The 23188-nt window shown below is 36.2% G+C and carries 23 protein-coding genes and 2 pseudogenes; 14 read left to right on the top strand and 11 right to left on the bottom strand.

Translation table 11 applies throughout. The features are described from left to right. Positions 1 to 111: 111 nt before the first annotated feature. The 3 genes from ANA_RS11510 to gloA all read right to left on the bottom strand — a co-directional run bounded on the left by ANA_RS11510 (position 112) and on the right by gloA (position 3875). Positions 112 to 741 carry a class I SAM-dependent methyltransferase gene (locus tag ANA_RS11510; protein WP_015080235.1) on the bottom strand — a complete coding sequence of 210 codons (630 nt, stop codon included), beginning with the start codon at positions 739 to 741 and terminating at the stop codon, positions 112 to 114. 30 nt (positions 742 to 771) lie between these two features. Beyond that, complete coding sequence (clpB, locus tag ANA_RS11505; RefSeq protein ID WP_015080234.1) at positions 772 to 3390, bottom strand: ATP-dependent chaperone ClpB; 2619 nt, start codon at positions 3388 to 3390, stop codon at positions 772 to 774. Positions 3391 to 3482: 92 nt separating this feature from the next. Next, positions 3483 to 3875: a lactoylglutathione lyase gene (gene gloA / locus ANA_RS11500; protein WP_015080233.1), complete on the bottom strand. Its 393-nt coding sequence runs from the start codon at positions 3873 to 3875 to the stop codon at positions 3483 to 3485. 166 nt (positions 3876 to 4041) lie between these two features. Here gloA and ANA_RS11495 point away from each other — a divergent pair, with 166 nt between their 5' ends. Together ANA_RS11495 and ANA_RS11490 are read left to right on the top strand one after the other, a co-directional pair. Next, positions 4042 to 4626 (top strand): Uma2 family endonuclease, encoded by a 585-nt coding sequence (locus ANA_RS11495; protein ID WP_015080232.1) that lies wholly within the window; start codon positions 4042 to 4044, stop codon positions 4624 to 4626. 376 nt (positions 4627 to 5002) lie between these two features. Continuing rightward, complete coding sequence (locus ANA_RS11490) at positions 5003 to 5182, top strand: hypothetical protein (RefSeq protein ID WP_041458002.1); 180 nt, start codon at positions 5003 to 5005, stop codon at positions 5180 to 5182. Positions 5183 to 5215: 33 nt separating this feature from the next. On the opposite strand, the gene ANA_RS27670 is transcribed toward ANA_RS11490, so the two are convergent. Next, complete coding sequence (locus ANA_RS27670; RefSeq protein WP_256380206.1) at positions 5216 to 5455, bottom strand: type II toxin-antitoxin system RelE family toxin; 240 nt, start codon at positions 5453 to 5455, stop codon at positions 5216 to 5218. 19 nt (positions 5456 to 5474) lie between these two features. Continuing rightward, a complete protein-coding gene (locus ANA_RS11485) occupies positions 5475 to 5705 on the bottom strand; it encodes a hypothetical protein (protein WP_015080230.1) in 231 nt (76 codons plus the stop codon). A gap of 211 nt (positions 5706 to 5916) precedes the next feature. Here ANA_RS11485 and eno (ANA_RS24570) point away from each other — a divergent pair. The 3 genes and pseudogenes from eno (ANA_RS24570) to ANA_RS11470 all read left to right on the top strand — a co-directional run. Then, positions 5917 to 6359: pseudogene (gene eno, locus ANA_RS24570) on the top strand (phosphopyruvate hydratase); the annotation flags it as partial. Positions 6360 to 6392: 33 nt separating this feature from the next. After that, positions 6393 to 6812, top strand: a complete 420-nt coding sequence (locus tag ANA_RS11475; RefSeq protein ID WP_015080229.1) for an element excision factor XisH family protein — start codon at positions 6393 to 6395, stop codon at positions 6810 to 6812. Then, positions 6800 to 7135, top strand: a complete 336-nt coding sequence (locus ANA_RS11470; protein WP_015080228.1) for a XisI protein — start codon at positions 6800 to 6802, stop codon at positions 7133 to 7135. The genes ANA_RS11475 and ANA_RS11470 overlap by 13 nt, the downstream gene beginning before the upstream one ends. Positions 7136 to 7197: 62 nt before the next feature. Here ANA_RS11470 and ANA_RS11465 read toward each other — a convergent pair whose 3' ends face one another. Both ANA_RS11465 and ANA_RS11460 read right to left on the bottom strand, forming a co-directional pair. Continuing rightward, positions 7198 to 7506, bottom strand: a complete 309-nt coding sequence (locus tag ANA_RS11465) for a FitA-like ribbon-helix-helix domain-containing protein (RefSeq protein WP_015080227.1) — start codon at positions 7504 to 7506, stop codon at positions 7198 to 7200. 95 nt (positions 7507 to 7601) lie between these two features. Then, entirely contained in the window at positions 7602 to 10052 is a 2451-nt protein-coding gene (locus tag ANA_RS11460; RefSeq protein WP_015080226.1) for a tetratricopeptide repeat protein, read from the bottom strand. Positions 10053 to 10261: 209 nt separating this feature from the next. Between ANA_RS11460 and ANA_RS11455 the strand changes: the two genes are divergently transcribed. The 4 genes from ANA_RS11455 (at position 10262) to ANA_RS27665 (ending at position 13709) form a co-directional block, all read left to right on the top strand. Continuing rightward, complete coding sequence (locus tag ANA_RS11455) at positions 10262 to 11035, top strand: 2OG-Fe(II)-dependent halogenase WelO5 family protein (RefSeq protein ID WP_015080225.1); 774 nt, start codon at positions 10262 to 10264, stop codon at positions 11033 to 11035. An 83-nt stretch (positions 11036 to 11118) separates the two neighbouring features. Next, positions 11119 to 11829 carry a serine-tRNA(Ala) deacylase AlaX gene (locus tag ANA_RS11450; protein ID WP_015080224.1) on the top strand — a complete coding sequence of 237 codons (711 nt, stop codon included), beginning with the start codon at positions 11119 to 11121 and terminating at the stop codon, positions 11827 to 11829. 410 nt (positions 11830 to 12239) lie between these two features. Continuing rightward, a complete protein-coding gene (eno, locus tag ANA_RS11445; protein WP_015080223.1) occupies positions 12240 to 13529 on the top strand; it encodes a phosphopyruvate hydratase in 1290 nt (429 codons plus the stop codon). Positions 13530 to 13550: 21 nt separating this feature from the next. Next, complete coding sequence (locus ANA_RS27665) at positions 13551 to 13709, top strand: hypothetical protein (RefSeq protein WP_041457993.1); 159 nt, start codon at positions 13551 to 13553, stop codon at positions 13707 to 13709. 70 nt (positions 13710 to 13779) lie between these two features. Here the strand turns inward: ANA_RS27665 and argC are convergent, their stop codons facing one another. Next, positions 13780 to 14838: an N-acetyl-gamma-glutamyl-phosphate reductase gene (gene argC / locus ANA_RS11435; RefSeq protein WP_015080222.1), complete on the bottom strand. Its 1059-nt coding sequence runs from the start codon at positions 14836 to 14838 to the stop codon at positions 13780 to 13782. A gap of 211 nt (positions 14839 to 15049) precedes the next feature. Between argC and ANA_RS11430 the strand changes: the two genes are divergently transcribed. Both ANA_RS11430 and ANA_RS27660 read left to right on the top strand, forming a co-directional pair. Next, positions 15050 to 15271 carry a helix-turn-helix domain-containing protein gene (locus ANA_RS11430; protein WP_015080221.1) on the top strand — a complete coding sequence of 74 codons (222 nt, stop codon included), beginning with the start codon at positions 15050 to 15052 and terminating at the stop codon, positions 15269 to 15271. A 3-nt stretch (positions 15272 to 15274) separates the two neighbouring features. Further along, a pseudogene (locus tag ANA_RS27660) lies at positions 15275 to 15898 on the top strand (ScaI family restriction endonuclease). On the opposite strand, the gene ANA_RS11420 reads toward ANA_RS27660, so the two are convergent. Further along, positions 15887 to 16645: a DNA-methyltransferase gene (locus ANA_RS11420; protein WP_235081814.1), complete on the bottom strand. Its 759-nt coding sequence runs from the start codon at positions 16643 to 16645 to the stop codon at positions 15887 to 15889. The pseudogene ANA_RS27660 and the gene ANA_RS11420 sit on opposite strands and share 12 nt — an antisense overlap. Positions 16646 to 17027: 382 nt before the next feature. On the opposite strand from ANA_RS11420, the gene ribBA reads away from it, so the two are divergent. The 3 genes from ribBA (at position 17028) to ANA_RS11405 (ending at position 20831) form a co-directional block, all read left to right on the top strand. Next, the gene (gene ribBA / locus ANA_RS11415) at positions 17028 to 18701 is read left to right on the top strand and encodes a bifunctional 3,4-dihydroxy-2-butanone-4-phosphate synthase/GTP cyclohydrolase II (RefSeq protein WP_015080219.1); all 1674 of its coding nucleotides are present in this window, start codon (positions 17028 to 17030) and stop codon (positions 18699 to 18701) included. A 197-nt stretch (positions 18702 to 18898) separates the two neighbouring features. Next, positions 18899 to 20191 (top strand): AAA family ATPase, encoded by a 1293-nt coding sequence (locus tag ANA_RS11410; RefSeq protein ID WP_015080218.1) that lies wholly within the window; start codon positions 18899 to 18901, stop codon positions 20189 to 20191. A gap of 4 nt (positions 20192 to 20195) precedes the next feature. Then, positions 20196 to 20831: an RloB family protein gene (locus ANA_RS11405; protein WP_015080217.1), complete on the top strand. Its 636-nt coding sequence runs from the start codon at positions 20196 to 20198 to the stop codon at positions 20829 to 20831. Positions 20832 to 20967: 136 nt separating this feature from the next. On the opposite strand, the gene ANA_RS11400 is transcribed toward ANA_RS11405, so the two are convergent. Both ANA_RS11400 and ANA_RS11395 read right to left on the bottom strand, forming a co-directional pair. After that, positions 20968 to 21846, bottom strand: a complete 879-nt coding sequence (locus ANA_RS11400; RefSeq protein ID WP_015080216.1) for an Rpn family recombination-promoting nuclease/putative transposase — start codon at positions 21844 to 21846, stop codon at positions 20968 to 20970. Positions 21847 to 21951: 105 nt separating this feature from the next. After that, positions 21952 to 22809 (bottom strand): peptidoglycan recognition protein family protein, encoded by an 858-nt coding sequence (locus ANA_RS11395; protein ID WP_015080215.1) that lies wholly within the window; start codon positions 22807 to 22809, stop codon positions 21952 to 21954. Between the last annotated feature and the right edge of the window lie 379 nt (positions 22810 to 23188).

Genomic DNA, 23188 nt, shown 5'->3' with positions numbered 1-23188 from the left:
ATTTTGTAACCTTGTCTTTTCCTCCTCTGTGTTCTCTGTGCCTCTGTGGTTCGTTCCTTTCTAAATTTGGGGCATCTTTATACAGAATTGGTATTAGACAAGCGATCGCACTTATATTTTTTCTAAGATCAAAAAGTAGTGATATGGGAAAGTAGGATCAACATATTCTTCCCTCACTATCAAACCAGCTTTAGCAACAGATTCCAAAAACCGCTTTTTGGGATATCCTTTCAATCCCAATTCCCAATAATGTTCATCACAAAGTGGTGTTGTACTCCAAAATTGGGGAATTTCCCAGAGTAAATGTCTGGCTTTAAGTAGAAAAGAAGTTTTGATTTGCAATGATAGATATTCAGTAGCATTGGGAATCGAAATCACCAAATATTTCTTAGTAATTGCGGCGAGTTTTTGCAATGCTAATTCAGATTTTTCGTAAGGGAAATGTTCTAGTACCTGAAACAGAACAATTGCATCAAACTTATCTTTTGGTAGTATAAAGTCCGCCGTCAAATCCAACATTATATCTGGTTTGAGATTGGGGTCAATATCCGCAGTAGTTACATTATAATTACTTTGTCGGAGTATTTCTGTAAACAAAGAATTAAAAATACCAATTTCTAGAACATTTTTAACTTGACTACCCAAGGAAAACAATAACCGCGACCGATGATGATAACTAATAAATCTTTCCTTGGAAAGATATTGCGAACTTGTAATCCCTAAAGAAGAAATCAATTCCATAGAAAGCCCCCTATTTACTAATGAAAATGCCTAAACTTTTTTACTAAAACTTAACCCAGTTTCAGCCTTATCAATGATGATAGTATCACCAGAAACAAAAGTATTTTCCAGTAACTTCGTAGCCAGAGGATTTTCTACCTCGCGTTGAATTGACCGTTTTAATGGACGTGCGCCATAAACTGGATCATAACCAGCTTCCACAAGATGATCACAAGCGGACTGGGATATCTCGAAAGAGATTTTCTGTTCTTTGAGCAGATTTTCCACCCGTTTGAGTTGAATACGGATAATATGCCCCATTTCTGAACGATTAAGAGCGTGGAAAAGAATTAAGTCATCTATGCGGTTGAGAAATTCGGGACGGAAGTGACTTCGCAAACCTTCCATCACCTTATTACGCATCAAATCATACTTAGAATCATCCCCAGATACATCCAAAATATGTTCACTGCCGATGTTGCTAGTCATGACTATGACAGTATTCCGAAAATCTACAGCCCGTCCTTGGGAATCAGTAACTCTACCATCATCTAAAACTTGCAACAAGATATTAAATACATCGGGGTGGGCTTTTTCCACTTCATCTAACAGCACCACCGAGTAAGGATGTCTGCGAATTGCTTCCGAAAGTTGTCCCCCTTCTTCATAACCCACATATCCGGGAGGCGCACCCACCAAGCGGGAAACTGAGTGTTTTTCCATGTATTCAGACATATCTAAACGCACTAAAGCATCATCAGAATCAAAGAGAAATTGAGCTAAGGCGCGGGCGAGTTCGGTTTTACCCACGCCAGTTGGTCCCATAAACAAGAATGAACCAATGGGGCGAGAGGGGTCTTTCATCCCCGCACGGGCGCGACGAATCGCCGCAGAGACGGCGGAAACGGCTTCTTCTTGACCAATTACCCGTTCATGCAAATGACTTTCTAATTGCAGTAATTTTTGCCGTTCTGATTCCAAAAGGCGATTTACAGGGATTCCTGTCCATTTAGCGACAATTTCGGCAATATCGGCTTCGGTGACTTGTTCGCGCAACAAAGTCGAACCTTGAGTTTGCATTTCTAAAAGTTTCGCTTCTTTAACTTCTCGTTCTCGTTGCACACCTTCTAACTTACCGTACTTCAATTGAGCGGCTTTGTTTAAATCATAGTCTCGTTCTGCTTGTTCAATTTGCACCCGCATGGCATCTTCTTCTTTCTTTAACCCGCTGATAGATTCTAAAATCTGCTTTTCCCCTTGCCATTGTTCATTAAATATTTGCTGTTTAACTGTTAAACTGGCAATTTCTTGTTCAATTCGTTCTAATCGTTCTCTAGTTGGAGAAATACTCTGTTCTTCTCCAGATAATGACAGCTTTTCCATTTCTAGCTGCATTAAACGCCGGTCAATGGTTTCTAATTCCGCAGGTTTGGATGTAATCTCCATTTTTAATTTCGCTGCGGCTTCATCAACTAAGTCAATAGCTTTGTCTGGTAGAAATCTATCGGCAATGTAACGCGCTGATAAAGTTGCGGCAGCCACTAAAGCGGAATCGGAAATTTTGACGTTATGATGCACTTCATAACGCCCTTTCAAACCTCGCAAAATCGAAATTGTATTTTCTACTGTTGGTTGATCTACATATACTTGTTGAAAACGTCTTTCTAATGCTGCATCTTTTTCAATAAATTTGCGATATTCATCTAAGGTGGTTGCCCCAATACAACGCAACTCGCCCCGCGCCAACATAGGTTTAAGCAAATTTCCGGCATCCATTGACCCTTGTTGATTAGAACCAGCCCCGACTACGGTATGCAGTTCATCAATAAATAAAACTACTTGCCCGTTTGATTCCGTAACTTCACGGAGGACATTTTTTAAACGGTCTTCAAATTCACCTCTGTATTTTGCTCCTGCAATCAAACTACCGATATCCAAGGAAATCAATTGGCGATTCTTTAAAGACTCAGGAACGTCGCCATTTACCATTCTTTGGGCTAATGCTTCAGCGATCGCAGTTTTGCCAACTCCTGGCTCACCAATTAACACAGGGTTATTTTTACTACGTCGAGACAATACCTGAATTACCCGGCGAATTTCATCATCTCTCCCAATCACAGGATCTAATTTTCCTGCTTTGGCTTGTTCTGTCAAATCTCGTCCAAATCTTTTTAAAGCTTCCTCTTGCACATCCGCTTCTGCTTTTGGAGATGCTTTGATTTTGGGAGTAGCGCGAACAGATTTAACCCCAAGTTCTACTTGAGCAATATCTATATTTAAGCTTTTAAATAATCTTCTACCAACCCGTTCATCATTACCAAACGCTAAAATTATATGCCCTTCTGAGATTTCCTCCTCTCTCATTTTGGCTCTAATTTCATCGGCTTTATCTAAAAGTAAATCTAAATTTCGCCCCAGGTAAAGTTGATCACTTTTTCCAACCTTGGGTTGACGTTGGGTAAAAGCCTCTAGTTGTTGTTTGAATCGGACTGAATCAACTTCCGCACGGGTGAGAATGGCTGTAGCTAGGCTGGTAGGTTCTTCTAAAAGGGCGAGAATTAAATGTTCAACTTCTAATTGTTGTTGTTTATAAGCACGAACCACGTCTTGGGATTTTGTTACCGCTTCCCAGGCTGTATCAGTAAATTTATCAGGATCTGTAGGCTGCATTTGTAAAATTTTAGATTTTAGACTTGTAATTTAAGTTTAGGGGGGAATTGGGTAATGGATAAAGAAGTTATCTTCCTACCCTCTACCCTAAATTATTCTGGAGTTTTTAATTGAATCAATTCAACTTTATAACCATCTGGATCTTCCACAAAAGCAATTACCGTTGAACCATGTTTCATTGGTCCTGGTTCTCGGACTACTTTACCACCCAGTTGTCCAATGGTCTCACAGGTAGCGTAAATATTATGCACACCCAAGGCGATATGACCATAGGCACTACCTAAATCATACTTTTCTACGCCCCAGTTGTGGGTGAGTTCTAAAACTGAATGATCACTTTCTTCTCCATAACCGACAAAAGCCAGGGTAAATTCTCCCGCTGGATAATCTTTCCGACGGAGTAACTTCATTCCCAGTACATCACAGTAAAATGTTAAGGACTCTTCTAAATTACCTACCCGCAGCATTGTATGTAGTAATCGCATATTTACCCTTTGTTTAATTCCTGTATCTTATATTCTATAGGGAATTTCCACGAAATCTGCGTTTAATTCTGCTTTTAATTGCTCAACCGTTGGTAACTATATATTAACTAATTTCAGCAAGAGCTTGTGGTAAAATTGATTTTAATTTCAGATGGAGGAAATAATTATGATTTCATCACCTTTGATATTACATTTTCCCTCATCAATGCAAATGACAGATGAAGAGTTTTTTGATTTCTGTCAAGAAAACCGTGATTTACGCATTGAGAGGAATGAATTCGGAAATATATTAATTATGCCACCTGTTGATTCAGAAACGGGAAATCGAGAATTTCATATTATTGGACAGTTAGCAATTTGGTCAGATGAAAATGGTTCAGGAATTGGCTTTTCTTCCAGTGCGGGATTTACACTTTCCACAGGTGCAATACGTTCTCCTGATGCTTCCTGGATAAAATTAGCAAGATGGAATCAACTCACACCTACACAACAACAGAAATTTGCACCTATTTGTCCTGATTTTGTCATTGAATTAAGGTCAAATTCTGATAATTTGCAGCCTTTAAAAGAGAAAATGCAGGAATATATGCAAGAACCAGGAATCCAATTAGGGTTATTAATTGACCGCAAAAATCGCCGAGTTTATATTTATCGTCCTGGACAAATAGAAGAGTGTTTAGAAAATCCTGACACTGTGAGTTTTGAATCTGTTTTACCAGGGTTTGTTTTGAATATGGGGAAAATTTGGTAGTAATTAAATTGATAACAATGCTTGGGATTGGCTTATATCATAGCATTTTTCAGAATTATATATCAACGCGATAGGGGTTTTTTCTGCATCTAATTTTCTAATCGGATTGAATAATTTGGCTACAGCTTCTTTACTGCTTTATCATCGGTTTTATAACTTAAAGAAGATGAAGAAGATGGAACTGAATTCTCAAAATTAGAACTTGGTACAGATGTTGTTTTTCCTCCTAGTCTCTGACGTACAGACCTGACAGTAATTACTTGTTCTGCTGTAATCGCACTTATACCTAATTGATAATCTGGAAAATATTTTTGCTAGTGGTCAATTTGCAGGAAGTTATCAAAATGAATATAAAAATTATCAAAATTTTTTCACAATGATAACAGAAGTTGAACATCAAAGTAGTTTAATTTTAATCACTCAAGAAAAATGTGCAGATATGGACTTTGAAGATGAAGAATTATCTCACATTCAATATTTACTGAAAACAGTTGTCCAAGAAAAAGTTTTATTTAATTTATCTGCTGTATTTAAAGAGTATTTACAAATGAGATAAGTTACGGTGGGAAGGGACGAATATTTATTGCAACTACTCATAAACTTTACTTCGATGTGCAATCAGCAAAATAGTTACCAGCTTTGAATTATCATCAATTTCATAAATCACTCGATAGTCACCCACTCGATAACGATAATAACCTGAGAATTCACCTTTCAGTGCTTTTATATTAGGATAATTACGCGGCTCAATCTTTAAAATTTCAAAACATCTGTCTAACTTCTTTTGTAAAGTAGCAGAAGCAGATTCAAAAAAATCTTGAGCATCAATGCCAATAACAACCGTATAGTTAATATTTTCGTTTAAGTTGATTAACAGAAATTACCTTACCTTCTTTAACATTTTCTTTCGCTTTAGCAAAATCTTCTTTAAATCCTTGAATTTTCAATAACTCTTCAGTAGCATCATTATCTTGTTTATCTGCCAAATACGCCAAAAAATCAACAGCCACTAATAATCTTTCTGGTGACAGTTTATCAACATATTCTTGAATTTGTTGACGAATTTCTACTGTATTCATAAATAATCTTTGCTATTTTCTGAAAATTATAACATACAAAAATGTAGAAATATATGTCAGAATCAGGGATCATTGTCACCCGTCGTGATTGGAAATCTTCTTTAATGTCAGCCGATTTTCCCCCAGAAACACATAAACTAGCGATTGGGTTATTAGTAAACTGTAAAGGTTAAACCCTGACGACATACTCAAAATCAAGGACAAACCACGAATGACTAAATTTCTAGACACCGCTATTGAAGCCATTATCTCCCGCGAAATCCTTGACTCACGGGGAAGACCTACCCTAGAAGCAGAAGTACATTTAGCTGGTGGTGCAGTGGGACTCGCACAAGTTCCTAGCGGGGCTTCTACAGGCACATTTGAGGTATTTCTTTAGCAGCAGCCAAAGCAGGTGCAGTAGCTTTGGATATTCCTCTCTATCGCTATTTGGGTGGACTTTTGGCGAATTTATTGCCAGTCCCCTTAATGAACGTGATCAATGGTGGAGCGCACGCATCTAATAACGTTGATTTTCAAGAGTTTATGATTGTTCCTATCGGTGCGCCTTCTTTTAAAGAAGCATTGCGTTGGGGTGCGGAAGTATTTGCCACTCTCAGCAAGGTGTTAGATGATAAAGGTTTGCTGACAGGTGTGGGTGATGAAGGTGGTTTTTGTTAAGCTAAAGTTAATATTCTTGATTTAGTAATGCCACAGTACGATTTATATCACAATCAAGTTAAAAATGCTCTAACCAAAGATGGATGGGTAATTACCGATGACCCCTTTATACTAGAATACAAAGGCTTGCGTTTATATGCTGATTTAGGAGCAGAAAAATTATTTGCTGCCCAGAAGATGCAGCAAAATATTGTAATTGAAATAAAAGTTTTTAATAGCCCTTCTTTAATTACAGAATTAGAAAAAACATTAGGACAATATAATATTTATGTTAGTTTAATTAAAAGAATCAATCCAGAACGTAAATTATATTTAGCGATTCCTGAAGCTGCTTATCAAGACTTTTTTCTTAAACCAGCTATTCAAGATATTTTAAGTGATCAACAGCAGATTAATTACATTATTTTCGATCCAATTCAGGAGGTAATTGTACAATGGATAAGTTAGAAAAATACAGAAGAATTATAATTAGTATTGTTGGAAATCACGCTAAGTATAAACCTAGTCATGGAAAAATTGAGGCTTTATGTATTTGTGATCAAGAATCTGATAATTATTTGTTAATGGATACAGGTTGGGATAAAACAGGTAGAGTTCATGCAGTGGTGTTTCATTTGCGAATTATTGATGGGAAAATCTGCATTGAATGGGATGGTACGGAAAGGGGTATAACTGCGGAATTATTGGAATTAGGAGTAGAAAAGGATGATATTATTTTAGCGTTTATTCGTCCTGAATATCGGCAGTTTACAGATTTTTCTGTAGCTTAAAATAAAGTGTAAAATAAAATCAGAAGTTTTGGAAAAAATTATGACAAATACGTTGAGGAATATCATAACTCATTGTGATGATGTGCTTTTAATAAATGTTCTTCAGCCATTTCTTTTTTGACATCTTGAATTAAATCAATAATTTGCTCATGGGAATTATATCCTGTATTATCTAAGGATTCTTTTACCTGTGCTGCTAATATTTCTAGGGGAATTAATGTTTGTTCCTGAAAATTTTCTTGAGGATTTTTGGTAACAGCTTGTGTTAAAATTAGTTTCAACTCAGTCTCTAGAGTCCGTCCATGTTGTTCTGCTTGATATCTGAGATTTTCGACTAAGTTGGGTTCTAAGTTATCTAGAATTATTTTCATATTTCATACATAGCTTGCGATTGGTTTATATTATAGCATTTTTCAGGATTATATATCAACGCGGTAGGGGTTTAGCATTGCTAAACCCCTACATTTTATGAATCAATATTTTCTCTTTTCGCTTTTTGCACTTTCTCAACTTGTTTGGGTGCTTCCATTTCGTTGAATAGTTGGATAGCTTCATTAAAGTTGGTGTGGCTGTTTTCGGTTTCACCCATTTTTTGATATGTTAAACCTAGTTGGTAATATGCTTCTGCTAAGTCACATTTAGCACCGATTTTATCTAATAGTTCGATTGATTCTGAATGATGGGAAAGTGCTTTTTCAAAATCATCCTGTATTCGATATAGTTCTGCTAAACCAGTAAATGCTTTAGCTTTAACTTGAGTATAATTACTTTCTTCTGCATAAGAAATAGCTTGGTTATACATTTCAAAAGATTTTTCTATACTTCTCAAATTTTTATATGTTAAACCTAAATATACAAGCCATATGGTAGCCCATGTAGTTACTTTTTTATCAACTGTAGTGGTATAAAAGTGTAAGTTGGCAATTAAATGAAAATCTGCATTTTTTGCATCCTTCCAGTTTAAAGATGATTTTGCAAAAGATAAGCCAAAAAGTGCAGGAATTAAACATCTATCATAACCTGTTGTTTTAGACATAGAAACAGTTATCTCAAAAAAATTGATTGCTTCTTCAAGTTCCCATAAATCAAGTTTACAGATACCTATATTCATAAAAGACCCTATTTCAAGATTTTTGAGTTTAAATAATAAATCCTGCTCTTCGTTTATCTGATGTTTTAAACTTAAATAATTGACTACTAAAAATCTCGAATTTTGGTGGCATTTAATAGATTTATTAATATCTCCAGTATGCCAATATATATCTCCTAAAATGTTATTAAGATAGCTTAAATAGTAGCAATTTTTCAAATTATTTAATAACAATAAAATTCCAGAAATCATTGGCTGTAATAAACCTATCCTATAGAAAGATCTACCAAGGTACTCACCTTGCTCCCATTTATTATCTCTCCCTTTTATAATCACAGCAGCAGCTTCTTCATAATTAGGAACAGCTAAATAATGATGGTAAGCTTCAAATGCTCTTATAGCATCATTTATAGCTTCAATAGTATTTACGCTCTCAGTCCAAAACTCAGCCGCTTTATGATTTACTTCTTCCCATTCTCCACTTGCTTTCAATCTTTCTATCGCCTGTTCCCGAATAACTGGATGTAACCAGTATTCTCCCTTTTCAAACTCCACTAAACACCGATTTCGCAAAGACTTAATTACATTTTTCTGTTTCTCTTCAGAAATATCCCAAAGTAAAGCTAAAAGCGCATCAATAGAAACTCTGGGTACATCTTGATAACGAAAACATCCCAGCCGACAAAGCAGTTTATATGCTTCTGTATCTAATATTTGTAACCGGTTAAATTGACTTTCAACTAAATTTTTTAATTCCGTTTCCACGAAAGTACAATTTTCTTGCCAATAAGCGGCCATATCCCCTTTATAATCTTCTCTCATTACCCCCAGGAGGATATCCATTGCTTTTGCATTACCCCCATAAACCTTGTGCATTGCTGCCAATGAAAAGGTATCAATTTTAATTTGATAAAATGTAAAAAATTCTTTCCATGCGGTTACATCCAACACAGATAAAGGATAATGATAAATACCATTCACACGGTCATCACATAAGCGTTCTCTGCTAGTAATTAGGGTAACAGATTGCACATTTTCATCAGCCAAAATTCCCAATAATCTTACATAACCGTTATGTTTTTCAACAAATCTTCCTTTTTCATCTAGTGCAGGTTCTAAGTTATCAATTAATACTCCTACTTTGCGAGTTTTTAATTGTGTTTTTAATCTTGATAAAGTAATTCCAAATTCTCTTCCGGGTTCTTCTTTAAAATATTGTTTTAGCCATTCTTCAACCACACTTTCAACAGCAGTAATAGTTTCTTTATCTTTCGCCATTTCTAGTGGTAATATCAAGTCAAATTGAGTTAGATATTGCTTTGCTAAGGTTGTTTTTCCTACTCCTCCTGCGGCTTGGATAACAATTATTTTTCTACCTTCATTTACAAGTTTGTTGATATGGGTAATAGCTGCGTCACGTCCGACAAAATCACGCTCAGATGAATGGCATAGAACATTCTCTATATAAGATTCTGAAATCTCTTGTATTTGACTGTTTTCTCCTTCTCTTTCCTCAGCTTGTGCTGTTATGGTGTCTGAAACTTTCGGTAATTCGCGTTTTTGCAATCTCTCTAGAATCACCTGTAGGTTTTTCACGCCGACCTTTTCATCTCCTGTTACCTCCTCTAACAGTCTCCATAACTTAGGCGCATATTCACGCTGAATAGAACTATTTGCATAGCCTAGAAACTCAATATTTTTAAGCTTTTGACCTTCTAATATCTGTTGAATTATGGCCTTCTGGATATCTGAGAGGTTTTCTTCTAGCTTGGCAAAAACCCAGCTATTGGCAACTTCCACTAGTTTCAATGCTTCTTCCGCAGTCATTTGTTAGAGATGTACGAATAATTACAAATTTACCCAACTAATTTGATAATAACTGAATTTTCTGAATTTTTAGTATATTTTTCTGAATCTTATGAAAATTTTACTATTTTGTTGCAATTTTGACAAATAAAAGTTATGAACTTTTTGAATTGCTATTAAATTCAATATGCGTAAAAATTGACTCAATTGAATAATATTGGAGATCAGACATGAATTACATCCAACAAGAAAAATTAGATTTAGAGTCTCTCAAAAAACTCATAAGAGGTGAAATATTAGCTATATGGGTTCCTAATTATTTTCCCATAAATAAAGCAAAAAACTGTGCAGATACAATTTTACGAGATGAGTATGAATTTTATGCTTATGCGCCTGGTGAAGTTGGTAGATATGGTTTATCTTTTTCTGAAACTCAGTCATCAGAGAAAATTGCAAGTCAGTATTTTACCTCAGCTAAACCATCAATTGATCGAATCCGGCAATACTTTACTCCATCCTTATCACCTATAGATATTCTGCGATTAGAATTAGATGAAATATGGCCATCTGGAGCAAATATTGAACGTTATAATCAACAATTAATGTTTGTGGGTTTATGTCGGGTTATAGAACCAGAAACATACGTGCTTCCACATCAAGATATGGTTACATGGAATGTTTCAAATGAGTCTAGTTTAAAGTCAATAAAAACCCAGTTAGCAGCGAATATATATCTTCAAGTCCCTGAAAATGGAGGTGATTTGGAACTTTGGTCATTTGGCTTAGATCATGGATCTTATCAAAATAAGTCGGATGGTCTTTATGGTATTAATCATTGTCATTTACCAGAACCATCAACTAGTCTTAAAGCATTTACTGGTGATTTAATTCTGTTTAATGCCCAAAATCTTCATTCAATTCGTCCAGGAAATACACATAGATTAACAGCTTCATGTTTTATTGGTTATCGAAACGATAATTTACCACTTACCTACTGGAGTTAGAATTTTCTCAATGAATTAATAATAGTAGGTAGTCTCAAAAATTCATCTAAATTTTGCCAAAACTAAGTCAAGGAAATTAAATTATGCAGCTTGTCACAAATCCATTGTATATGATTCATCAGTACCAATATGAATCAACAGCTAAAGTTACGGATATTCAGCAGATAGAATTCGGTGGATATAATGTCTATTCTATTCATGTTGATGAAACAATATTTCACCCTCAAGGAGGAGGTCAACGTTCAGATAAGGGAAGAATAAATGACATGGAAGTTGACTTTGTGCAAAAGGAAGTTCTTGATCCTACTAATCCCAATCTCATTCAAATTAATCACATTGTGAAGGAGAAACCTGATTTTGAAATTGGAAGTATGGTTATACTGCGTGTTGATGAAGAATGGCGTTTTCAACAAATGTCTTTACATTCCGCAGGACACATATTAGCTGCTTTAGCTGAAGAAATTGAACCAAATTTAAAAGCCGTCCAAGGACATCACTTTCCTGGAGAAGCTAAAGTCACATTTATAGGTAGTCCAATTGATGAAGATAAGTTAAAGCTAATGCTAGAGGAAAGACTTGATGAAGTAATTAGAAATAGTATGCCGCTGACAATAGTTGATGAATCAGGAGTCCGTAAATTGGATGTTGGTGGTTTAACAAAAGAAGCCTGTGGTGGAACACATTTGACTAATGCTAATCAAATTAGTTCCATTAAAATCCGAAATATTAAGAGTAAAAAACAAAAAACTCAAATTGGGTATGAAATAATTACCACTCTGAATCAAAAAGGCTAAAAGATTAAGATTCTCTTCAATGGTAGTTAGCTAAATCTTGAATATTGCTATACAGCGATCGCTGTATAGCAATATTCACTTCAAAAGAGCGATCGCTTTTCTTATTCATATTAGTCAGAATCAGGATTTACAGGATTTGAGGATTCTCAGAATCTTGTACCTAAATATTAAAAATAGCAACTAATTTCTTCAGAAACAGTCAAGCAGTATAAATAATCCTAAAAATCCTGATTCTGACAAATTCCATGTTTCCTTCCATACTCAGCGAGCATTATCACCCGTCACGATTGGAAATCTTCTTTAATGTCAGCCGATTTTCCCCCAGAAACACATAAACTAGCGATTGGGTTATTAGTAAACTGTAAAGGTTAAACCCTGACGACATACTCAAAATCAAGGACAAACCACGAATGACTAAATTTCTAGACACCGCTATTGAAGCCATTGTCTCCCGCGAAATCCTCGACTCACGGGGAAGACCTACACTAGAAGCGGAAGTACATTTAGCTGGTGGTGCAGTCGGACTAGCTCAAGTTCCCAGCGGTGCTTCCACAGGCACATTTGAGGCTCATGAACTGCGAGATGGGGATAAAAGCCGTTATGGTGGTAAAGGAGTCCTCACGGCGGTAAAAAACGCCAATGAGATATTAGCACCCAAATTATTAGGTTTGGATGTCCTCAACCAAGAATTGTTAGACCGGACAATGATTGCTACAGATGGTTCAGCTAACAAATCTAACTTAGGCGCAAATGCCATTTTAGGTATTTCCTTAGCAGCAGCCAAAGCAGGTGCAGCAGCTTTAGATATTCCTCTCTATCGCTATTTGGGTGGACCTTTGGCAAATTTATTGCCAGTCCCCTTAATGAATGTGATCAACGGTGGAGCGCACGCATCTAATAACGTAGACTTTCAAGAGTTTATGATTGTCCCTATTGGCGCTCCTTCTTTTAAAGAAGCTTTGCGTTGGGGTGCGGAAGTATTTGCGACTCTCAGCAAAGTGTTAGATGATAAAGGTTTGCTGACTGGTGTGGGTGATGAAGGTGGTTTTGCACCTAATCTAGAATCTAACCAAGTGGCTTTAGAATTGCTGGTAGCGGCGATTAAACAAGCTGGTTATAAACCTGGTGAAGAAGTAGCTTTGGCTTTAGATGTGGCTGCTAGTGAATTTTACAAAAATGGCCAGTATGTCTATGATGGTAAACCCCATAGTCCTGTTGAGTTTATTGATTATTTAGGTCAGTTGGTTGACCAATATCCCATTGTATCTATTGAAGATGGTTTACATGAGGAAGATTGGCAAAGTTGGCAATTACTAACTCAGAAAATTGGCTCAAAAGTACAATTGGTGGGTGATGATTTATTTGTCACCAATGCCACCCGCTTACAAAAAGGCATTGAACAAAAAGCCGCTAACTCGATTTTGATTAAGTTGAATCAAATCGGTTCACTAACTGAAACTTTAGAAACCATTGATTTAGCCACTCGCAACGGTTTCCGTTCAGTAATTAGCCATCGTTCCGGTGAAACTGAAGATACAACCATTGCTGATTTAGCTGTAGCTACTCGCGCCGGTCAAATTAAAACCGGTTCTCTGTGTCGCAGTGAACGGGTAGCAAAATACAATCGCCTCCTCCGCATTGAGCATGAATTAGGCGATCGCGCCGTCTATGCTGGTACTGTTGGTTTAGGACCGAAATAGGTGACAGGTGACAGGTGACAGGTGACAGTGAAGAAAGCAGGGGAAGCAGGGGAAGCAGGGGAAGTAGGGGAAGCAGGGGAAGCAGGGGAAGCAGGGGAAGCAGGGGAAGCAGGGGAAGCAGGGGAAGCAGGGGAAGCAGGGGAAGCAGGGGAAGCAGGGGAAGCAGGGGGAGAATATTAACTTTTGCCTCTTGCCTTCTGTTCCCTGTTCCCTGTTCCCTGTTCCCTTTTTCCCTGTTCCCTGTTCCCTTTTAAGGATAAAACCCAATTTTAGGTAATCCCAAGGTTTCATCCCAGCCTAGCATCAGGTTCATACACTGAATCGCTTGTCCGGCTTGACCTTTTATCAGGTTGTCAATGGCTGACATGACGATAACGCGACCAGTGCGGGGGTCAACTTCTATGCCGATATAACAATTGTTACTGCCACACGCCCATTTAGTTTGGGGATAAGTGCCACTATTGCAGATTTTCACCCAAGGGGAATTACGATAAAAGGCACTGTAGATAGTAATGAGGTCATCACGGACTAAACCGGGATCGCGCATAGTGGCGTACACAGTGGCTAAAATCCCCCGCACCATGGGGATGAGGTGGGGTGTAAATTGGATTTTTACCTCATGTCCTGCCAATTCACTACAAATCTGCTCAATTTCTGGCGTGTGGCGGTGTCTACCAACGTTATAAGCACCTAGAGAGTTATCAGCTTCGGCTAACAACAGGTTAACTTTGGCTTGTCTGCCGCCCCCAGATGTGCCGGATTTGGCATCAATAATGGCTGTTTCGGGGACTATTAACCCTTGTTTTAAAAGTGGGGAAAGTGCCAGTAAACTGGCTGTAGGATAGCAACCGGGACAGCCAATTAGATTTGATTCGGCAATGCGATCGCGGTATAATTCTGGTAAACCATAAACTGCTGTCGCGGCTATGGTGCGATCGCTTCTTTCTGTACCATACCAATCTGTATAAGTTTTCAAATCACCAAAGCGATAATCAGCACTCAGATCCAGTACCTTGCAGCCTTTTTCTATAAGTTGGGGAGCAATTTGGCAAGCCAGTCCATTGGGTAAAGACAGAAATACCACTTCACAACGACTAGCAATAATATCCGGTTGTACTGCTTCAATGGGCAAATCTACTATATTACCGAACTGTGGGTAAAGGTCAGCAAAGGATTTACCTGCACTACTTTCACCACCTAAATAAACAATTTCCACTTGAGGATGATCCATCAGCAGTCGCACTAGCTGTACTCCGCCATACCCTGACGCGCCAACAATTCCAACTGGTACGCGTCTTAAATTTCCCATGATCTTAAATCCTTATCCACTTTTAGTTATCTATTATCAATCATCAGCAGTCAAGCTAGTAGCTAATTACTGATGACTTTATTATTGAACTTTCGCTGCATTGTATAGCAAAGCGGATCTTTTGGCGTACCTATAATCACAAATATCTTTAAAAAATAATCACACTCATAGTGTGTAGAAAATCAGTACCACTAAAGATTATGTTTGCTATGTGACAGAAAATTCTCAACTTCAAAAGTTTGGCGAATACATTCGCACAATCAGAAAAGCACAAAATCTTTCCCAAGAACAGTTAGCAGAACTGTCAGGACTACATCGCAACTACATCGGTGGTGTTGAACGTGGTGAAAGAAATATTGCTTTGTTAAATATTATCCGTATTGCTCAGGCTCTGGGAATATCACCCAGTGAGTTATTAAAAGGTTTAGATTGAAAAATGGTATCTCCTTATTATGGTATTCCTGTTGAAAAGTGGGCAGATAAAACTAAAGAACTGATAGAACAACATCCTCTAGATGTTAATGAAATATATGAAATTGTCATGAGCGTATGGGAGGAAATATTTGAATCTAGTATTACCAGTCGCGGATATAAAATCGGAAAAGATATATTTCCCAGTCCACAGATTATTGGTCATTTATTGCATGAATTAATTCCATTAGAGTTATCTAGTAGATATCCCCAACTATGGCGACGTGAAGAGAATGCCAAAGAAAAAGATTGAGTTTATATACCAGATCCTAGTTTTTCAGTAGAAATTAAAACATCTTCTAATTCTCGGAAGATAGCAGGTAATAGAAGTGTTTCTCAAAAAAGTAAAACAGGAAGAACCAAGAAAGATAAATCAGGATACTATCTAACGGTTAATTTTGATAAAATTGAAAAAAATCTTACAAAATCTAACTCATCTTTAGTTAAACCTAAAATTAGACTTGTACGCTTTGGATGGATAGATGAAGAAGACTGGCAAGGCCAAGATTCACCAACTGGACAAAGTGCATCATTAAATAATGATGTATATAGTTATAAATTACTTGAATTACCTTTATCAAATCAGTGATAACTGTTTAACTCTACTATTTTTCTCACTCAAAAAATTATCAATTCTATTAGCAGCAATATCACAATATTCCTCACGAATTTCAAACCCAATTACCACACGGTTTAAATCTAAAGCTACCACAGCAGTAGTACCCGAACCTAGAAATGGATCTAAAATTATTTGATTTTCATTGGAAGATGCTTTAATTATTCTTTCAATTACAGCAATAGGGAACTGTGCTGGGTGAGGTGTTCTTTCTTGGGAAGATCGGTTTTTACCAGAAGTTACTTTCGGAAATTCCCAAACATCAGTGGGATTTTTACCTAAAGGATTAACTTTGATTTTTCCATTCTTTTTTTGATTGGGATATTTAACATTAGGATCACGAATATCATCCAAATTAAAAGTATAAGCTTCTGAATTTTTTACATACCACAAAAATTTCTCATTTCTAGGTGAAAAGAACTTACTTCCTGCGACTCCAGCACCATAATTCCAAACAATTTCCTGAATTAAATAAAAAGGAATTTTATCCCAAAGTAAATAGGAAATAGGAATTGCTTTAGCACGATTTTTAATAGATAAATAACCTAAATTTAGCCAAAAAGCTCCATCACATAAAGTCAGACGATAAACTTCTGTTATCCATTTTTCACACCAATTTATATAATCGTCCAATGGTAATAAATTTTCATATTCCTTGCCAATATTATACGGCGGACTGGTGACAGTTAAATTAATTGATTCATCTGGTAAAATTTTCATTGCCTCTAAACAATCTAAATTGTAAATGAGACAATTAGACGTTTGAAAGTAGGGTTTACCTAGTAATTTACTTATATCATTGAAATTCATAGCTTAATAATCTGTATATACGGGACTCTAAACTATTAATAGTATATATGAACTATTTTATTGTCAAGTAACAGTTTAAGTAGGTGAACGGAAAAAAACCGAAATATGTAACGAAAAGTAAAATCGCCCAAACCCTCTTCACTCTTGCCTCTTGCCTCTTGCCTTGTCATAACGACGATTTTCAATGCTAACCTACTTAGTTATCTCACAAAACCTCTAATTCCGATAAACAAGCTACAATCTAAAATAAGAAATTGTTAAAAAACTTTACGTTAATAGCTGGAAATTTTCTGTGTCACAGCCTAATATTACCCAAACCTTTAAATTTGATCCTATTGATGCCGCTTTGGCCGATCTCAAAGCAGGTCGTGTCATTGTTGTCGTAGATGACGAAAATCGAGAAAATGAAGGTGATTTAATTTGCGCCGCCCAATTTGCCACCCCGGATATGATCAACTTCATGGCTGTAGAAGCCAGAGGACTGATTTGTTTGGCAATGACAGGCGATCGCCTTGATGAATTAGACTTACCATTAATGGTCAGCAAACTCACAGATACTAACCAAACCGCCTTTACCGTTAGTATTGATGCTGGTCCCCATTTGGGCGTTAGCACTGGCATTTCCGCCGAAGACCGCGCCCGCACGATCCAAGTCACCCTCAACCCAGCCACCAAACCGGAAGAATTACGTCGTCCTGGTCATATTTTCCCCCTGCGGGCTAGACCAGGAGGCGTACTCAAACGGGCAGGACATACAGAAGCCGCTGTAGACCTATCCAGACTAGCGGGACTGTATCCAGCCGGGGTAATTTGCGAAATTCAAAACCCTGATGGTTCAATGGCGCGGTTACATCAGTTAATGGAATATGCCAAAAATCATCACCTGAAAATTATTAGCATTGCTGATTTAATCAGTTATCGTCTCCAAAATGATCGCCTGATATATCGAGAAATCGTTACCAAACTACCCAGCGAGTTCGGTCAATTTGATATTTACGGCTACCGTCACACCCTAGATAGGACAGAACACGTCGCCATTGTCAAGGGAGATCCAGCAAATTTCCGAGATGAAGCCGTAATGGTGCGAATGCACTCGGAATGTTTAACAGGAGATGCTTTAGGATCTTTGCGTTGCGACTGTCGGATGCAGTTACAAGCCGCATTAAAAATGATTGAAAATGCTGGTCAAGGTGTCGTTGTTTACCTACGTCAAGAGGGACGGGGCATAGGTTTAGTTAACAAGTTGAAAGCCTATTCTTTGCAGGATATGGGCTTGGATACAGTGGAAGCAAATGAGCGTTTAGGGTTTCCTGCTGATTTGCGTGATTATGGCATGGGAGCGCAAATTCTCATGGATTTGGGCATTAAAAAAATTCGTTTGATCACTAATAATCCCCGTAAAATTGCTGGTGTCAAAGGTTATGGATTAGACGTGGTAGATCGTGTTCCCCTCTTAATTGAGTCTAATGATTTTAATTCCTATTACCTAGCTACTAAAGCTAAGAAATTGGGACATATGCTGTTACAAACTTATCTAGTTACAGTTGCCATACATTGGCAAGATGAACCGGAATCGGTGACTGAACGTTATGAACGATTAGAGAAATTACGGTATTTATCCAAAAATCAACATTTATTGTTACAGGAAGAAGCCCGTCCCTTGGGAATCGCTTTATTTGATCAACCCTCTTTAACTGTACATTTAGGTTTTGACCAAGCTAATATTGCTGAATCCAATTGGTATCAACAAAAAGGTCATCCTTACCTGCAAGCAATTTGCCAGATTTTAGATGAAATTGCAACTTTACCCTATATTCAGAAAATGGAATTTCTGATTGCGACAGGTAGCGATCCTTTGAGTAATTTGCAAGTACAGTTAGATAGGCAAACTTTCGCTGATGGTGTACTACCTTCTTCTTTAAAAGGTATTTTTCAAACACAGCACATTTACAGTTTTAGTAAGTAGGGTTTGCTGAATTTCCATAGATTAATCATAGCTTTAGTTTTATAACTAGAGCTATTTGTTGATTATTTATGTATGCTTGAATAACCCCACAAATAAAAGTTGCTATTAACTAGACATTAGCAAGGACAAAAAGTATAATTTTTACTATTTATAATAATTTGTGGGTTATATACAGATAACCAACTAAAAATAAAGTCATGCTTGTAGAATTTAGTGTAGAAAATTATCGTTCAATCCAAGAAAAGCAAACATTAAGTATGGTAGCTGCTGATAATGAAACCATGCTAGATAGTAATACTTTTCCTGTCCCTGATAATGATGATTTATGCTTAGTTACAAGTGCTGCTATTTATGGTCCAAATGCTTCTGGTAAAAGTAATTTACTCAAAGCTATACAAGTTCTGAAAAATCTTGTCATTAACTCAGCTAGTAGAATGCAAATTGGGGATAAATTACCTGTTGAACCATTTAGATTAAATAGTGAAACAGCAAAAAAGCCTAGTAGTTTTGAAGTGATTTTTATTCATGAAAAAATTCGTTATGAATATGGAGTTTCTTTAAATCGAGAACGAGTATTTGAAGAGTGGTTAATTGCTTATCCGAATGAAGTTCAACAAAACTGGTTTTCTCGTGAATATCTACCAGATAATCCAACATTTGAACCAAATGAAGGTTATAAATGGTCTTTTGGTAAAGGATTAAAAGGGGAAAAAAAGCGTATTCAAAGATTTGTTCGTTCTAATTCTTTATTTATATCTCATGCTGCACAAAATAATCATCCTCAATTAACAGAGGTATTCGATTTTTTCCAAGATGAACTAAAAATTATTCTTCATATAGATACACCCTTCATAGTTGATGATACAAATAATGAAGGTTATTATAATTATATGGTTAAATTACTAAATGAAGCAGATATAGGTATTGCTGATCTAAAAATTGAAATTATACCTGAAACATTAAATGATGATATGATTCATCGAATTCAACAGGAAATGCAGAAGCTAGGAATCAACGCAATAAGCAAAGATATTCCTGATTTTGGCAGATTAGATATTATCACTGTACATAAAATGAATGACTCTGATAAAACGGTAGAATTTGAAATTGATGAAGAATCTGATGGTACAAAACGCTTATTTGAAATAGCAGGATATTGGTTATATGTATTGCAAAATGGAGAAATATTAATAATAGATGAAATAGATAGAAGTTTACACCCAGTTCTTTCTAAAGCATTAATAAAAATGTTTAATAATCCAGAAATTAATAAAAACAATGCTCAATTAATATTTACAACTCATGATACTACATTATTAGATGGTGAAATATTCAGACCTGACCAAGTGTGGTTTACTGAGAAAGATAACAGCATGACAAAACTATATTCATTGTTCGACTTTCGACCTCGTGAAGATGAATCTTTACAAAAAGGTTATTTACTAGGTCGCTATGGTGCTATTCCTTTTATTAATGGGTTGAGTCTTTAAAAATATGTCACGGGGAAAATCTACCAATAATTTAAAACGAAGTTCCGGGAATAAAAATCCTAGAGGAGACCTTTTAATTGTAGTTGAGGGTGAACAAACAGAATATAATTACTTTGATTCTTTAAAACGTGAATTGAAATTATCAACAATTAAGATTAAAATAGTTTCCGCTAATGGTGGAGATCCTTTAGAGATTGTAAATACAGCTTATGATCTATATCAACAAAAACAATATGATCAAGTATTTTGTATATTTGATGATGATAATAAACCGGAAAAATATAAACAAGCTCTCAGCACAGCAAAAGAACATGATTTTGAATCTATAACATCAATACCCTGTTTTGAATTTTGGTTTTTACTCCATTGTTGTTATACTACCAGTCCCTTTAGTAGTTACAAAGAATTACGTCCAAAGCTAGAATCAGAAATGAGAAAAGAGGGTATTTTAAGACCAGGAGAAAATTATAATAAAAGTGATAAATTGCTATATGAAAAACTCAAATCCAATCAAGAAAAAGCAATTAGTCATGCTATTAAATTAGAGCAAAATCATCCTAACGAAAATGGATGTACAAAACCATCAACAAAAGTACATATTCTAATTGATAAACTACAAAAACAAAAAAATTTTGAATGAGCAATTATCTATTAGCAGTATTAACGCTTCTTAACTGGCGAAAAAAATGTAATTTTGGAAATAGGTAAGTTTTTGATTTTCACCTATTCCCTTTTTTCTTAACTAGCAACTTACGCGAATATTCAGCCCAAATAATTTAATTTACCCGCCCTTTTAACCAAGTTTGGATATCAGCAAAGCTGGTAAAATCTAACAATGCTTCGCTCAAATCTTCGAGAACCGGCAAAGGTAAACTAGAAATTGAGGAACGCATTTCCTCAGAGATTTTTCCAAACCGCTTAGTCAACAGTCGAATAATCACATTAACAGTTGCTTCCTCTCGTCCTTCTTCTCGTCCTTCCTCTCGTCCTTCCTCTCGTCCTTCTTCCTTAATTTCTTGGTAAACTCTAGTTTCCTTGAGTGTTATTCCTAGCATAGACTCTACCTCCATTCGGCTAAGTTTTTCAAACTTGTACACCATGATAGTCGTGATCATCTCTATTATGGCGCGACTTGATGGTTGAGGATCTTCTTCACGGGTTCTTATTAACAAATCCCGTGCTGCTGCTGGCGCTTGTTCTTCCTCCACCGTAGTCAATACCATCAATGCTACCCATAGAGGTAATTGACGAATATCCCCCAATTCATTCAAATACACTCTATGTACTTGTTCACCTTTTAGTAAGGTTCTATGAGGGTAAATGTCCCTTTGTTCGGTATTGCGAGATGGATATATTATAACTGCTTGCCAGTCACTAAATCTAACGCGGTTGCGATAGAAATATAGTGAAGATTCTGCAAATACTCTTTCATAAAGTTGTTCATCTTTTTGAAACTGCACCTCACAGAAATACACAATCCCAGCACCTTCATTTTCTGGGGGGAGAAATACTCCATCTATTTCAAACTTGGGTTCTTTGACAGCTACCGAATCAAATCGGTAAGCATCTGCATTTATGGGTGGATTTGTCAACAGTTCAAATAGCAAAGTTGGAGACTGTTGAAATAGTTTATAGAAAATGGAGTCTCGACGCATGAAGCATTCTATCTATTTGTTAAATATCCTCTAAATTTAATCACATTATTTGAGATTCTGCATAAGTTTTAACTAAATTAAATGTTCAGAATTTTGTTTTGCTAACTAATTGAAAGTTTGTAATTGCCGAAAAGAATGCAATTTATTGATAAACTTTTCACCATCAAAACTTAAAGGATCAACTTTCCCATTCCCCACATCTACCGCACGATGGGTTGTAATTCTATCATCTGGAACTTGACTTTGAGCAATTAACCAAGCTAAAGAATTATATTGAGCTTCTGTATATCCTGAATGTGCTTCTATATTACTTTTCCCCCAAGCATCGGTCGGGGTTTCTAGAGATACATGATAAGCAAAATTATTTACAGATGGGGGTAAATTAGGATTAGTTTGCACAGTTTCCACACCATTAGCACCTTTAAAAACTGAATTACCAGCACCAAAAGCGCGTTTTTCTGGAGGAACTAAATAAATAACTTTTCCCTCTAAAGTAATGATGGCATGATAACTGGCTTGAACACTTTCATCATCATGAGGTGTTTGAAAAAAATTAATGGCGCTAGAAGTAGAATTAGTAGTTTCATGAAGGACAATAATGGCTTGATTATTACAAGGTACACCATTAACATCTGCGGTATAGCGATCGCCATAATTGCTAGGATCAACTGTAACCTGGGCAAAATTAGGTGTATAATTAGCGAAATCTCTAGTAGTTATATACAGAGGATTAATTTTTTTAATCTTTGCGGGAGACGGGATTAAATTTCGCTTTTTTTCTGGTTTAGTTATTGTTGACTGTAATTGCGCTGGTGGATATTGATACTCAGTTGTCCCTTCCGATGTTGATGCAATTGTCTGATTGTGTTGTTGTCTCGCACCCCCAATGAATACAGCCAAAGTTAGGGTAGCTAACATCAAAAAAATTAGTATTACTCTAGTCGCCCAGTCTCTAAATCTCATATTTTTATTTAAAATTGGTAATATAGTGTAATGTCTGTGAATATTTATGGCAGAGCCAGTAACAATTATACCTGATCACCAGTGTAAAACCTATGACTTGGTTCAATTCAATGATAATGATAAGATCTTTCAATGAATTTTAGATTTTTTTCATATTCATTCCTGACTAGGGATTTTGCCTACAAGCTTTATTTAATCAGATTTTTGATAATTTTTGGTCTTTAGCAGTCCTCATCTTGACTAATTGATCAGGTTAAGAGAAACTTATAACTAACGAACGTAAATACTAATCTAAAATAATAACTTTTGTAAACATTATGAAATATATGTGCTTAAATATGGAACATTATGAGACAAGTGGCAAATTTGTATCTAAGTT

Source organism: Anabaena sp. 90, assembly GCF_000312705.1.
GTDB classification, from domain to species: domain Bacteria; phylum Cyanobacteriota; class Cyanobacteriia; order Cyanobacteriales; family Nostocaceae; genus Dolichospermum; species Dolichospermum lemmermannii.
This window is presented reverse-complemented; position numbering and strand designations above follow the sequence as displayed.

What these genes read in the sequence shown, in the direction of transcription:
- ANA_RS11510 (WP_015080235.1), bottom strand. Translation starts at nt 741, where the DNA reads ATGGAATTGATTTCTTCTTTAGGGATTACAAGTTCGCAATATCTTTCC.
- clpB (WP_015080234.1), bottom strand. Translation starts at nt 3,390, where the DNA reads ATGCAGCCTACAGATCCTGATAAATTTACTGATACAGCCTGGGAAGCG.
- gloA (WP_015080233.1), bottom strand. Translation starts at nt 3,875, where the DNA reads ATGCGATTACTACATACAATGCTGCGGGTAGGTAATTTAGAAGAGTCC.
- ANA_RS11495 (WP_015080232.1), top strand. Translation starts at nt 4,042, where the DNA reads ATGATTTCATCACCTTTGATATTACATTTTCCCTCATCAATGCAAATG.
- ANA_RS11490 (WP_041458002.1), top strand. Translation starts at nt 5,003, where the DNA reads ATGATAACAGAAGTTGAACATCAAAGTAGTTTAATTTTAATCACTCAA.
- ANA_RS11485 (WP_015080230.1), bottom strand. Translation starts at nt 5,705, where the DNA reads ATGAATACAGTAGAAATTCGTCAACAAATTCAAGAATATGTTGATAAA.
- ANA_RS11475 (WP_015080229.1), top strand. Translation starts at nt 6,393, where the DNA reads ATGCCACAGTACGATTTATATCACAATCAAGTTAAAAATGCTCTAACC.
- ANA_RS11470 (WP_015080228.1), top strand. Translation starts at nt 6,800, where the DNA reads ATGGATAAGTTAGAAAAATACAGAAGAATTATAATTAGTATTGTTGGA.
- ANA_RS11465 (WP_015080227.1), bottom strand. Translation starts at nt 7,506, where the DNA reads ATGAAAATAATTCTAGATAACTTAGAACCCAACTTAGTCGAAAATCTC.
- ANA_RS11460 (WP_015080226.1), bottom strand. Translation starts at nt 10,052, where the DNA reads ATGACTGCGGAAGAAGCATTGAAACTAGTGGAAGTTGCCAATAGCTGG.
- ANA_RS11455 (WP_015080225.1), top strand. Translation starts at nt 10,262, where the DNA reads ATGAATTACATCCAACAAGAAAAATTAGATTTAGAGTCTCTCAAAAAA.
- ANA_RS11450 (WP_015080224.1), top strand. Translation starts at nt 11,119, where the DNA reads ATGCAGCTTGTCACAAATCCATTGTATATGATTCATCAGTACCAATAT.
- eno (WP_015080223.1), top strand. Translation starts at nt 12,240, where the DNA reads ATGACTAAATTTCTAGACACCGCTATTGAAGCCATTGTCTCCCGCGAA.
- argC (WP_015080222.1), bottom strand. Translation starts at nt 14,838, where the DNA reads ATGGGAAATTTAAGACGCGTACCAGTTGGAATTGTTGGCGCGTCAGGG.
- ANA_RS11420 (WP_235081814.1), bottom strand. Translation starts at nt 16,645, where the DNA reads ATGAAAATTTTACCAGATGAATCAATTAATTTAACTGTCACCAGTCCG.
- ANA_RS11410 (WP_015080218.1), top strand. Translation starts at nt 18,899, where the DNA reads ATGCTTGTAGAATTTAGTGTAGAAAATTATCGTTCAATCCAAGAAAAG.
- ANA_RS11405 (WP_015080217.1), top strand. Translation starts at nt 20,196, where the DNA reads ATGTCACGGGGAAAATCTACCAATAATTTAAAACGAAGTTCCGGGAAT.
- ANA_RS11400 (WP_015080216.1), bottom strand. Translation starts at nt 21,846, where the DNA reads ATGCGTCGAGACTCCATTTTCTATAAACTATTTCAACAGTCTCCAACT.
- ANA_RS11395 (WP_015080215.1), bottom strand. Translation starts at nt 22,809, where the DNA reads ATGAGATTTAGAGACTGGGCGACTAGAGTAATACTAATTTTTTTGATG.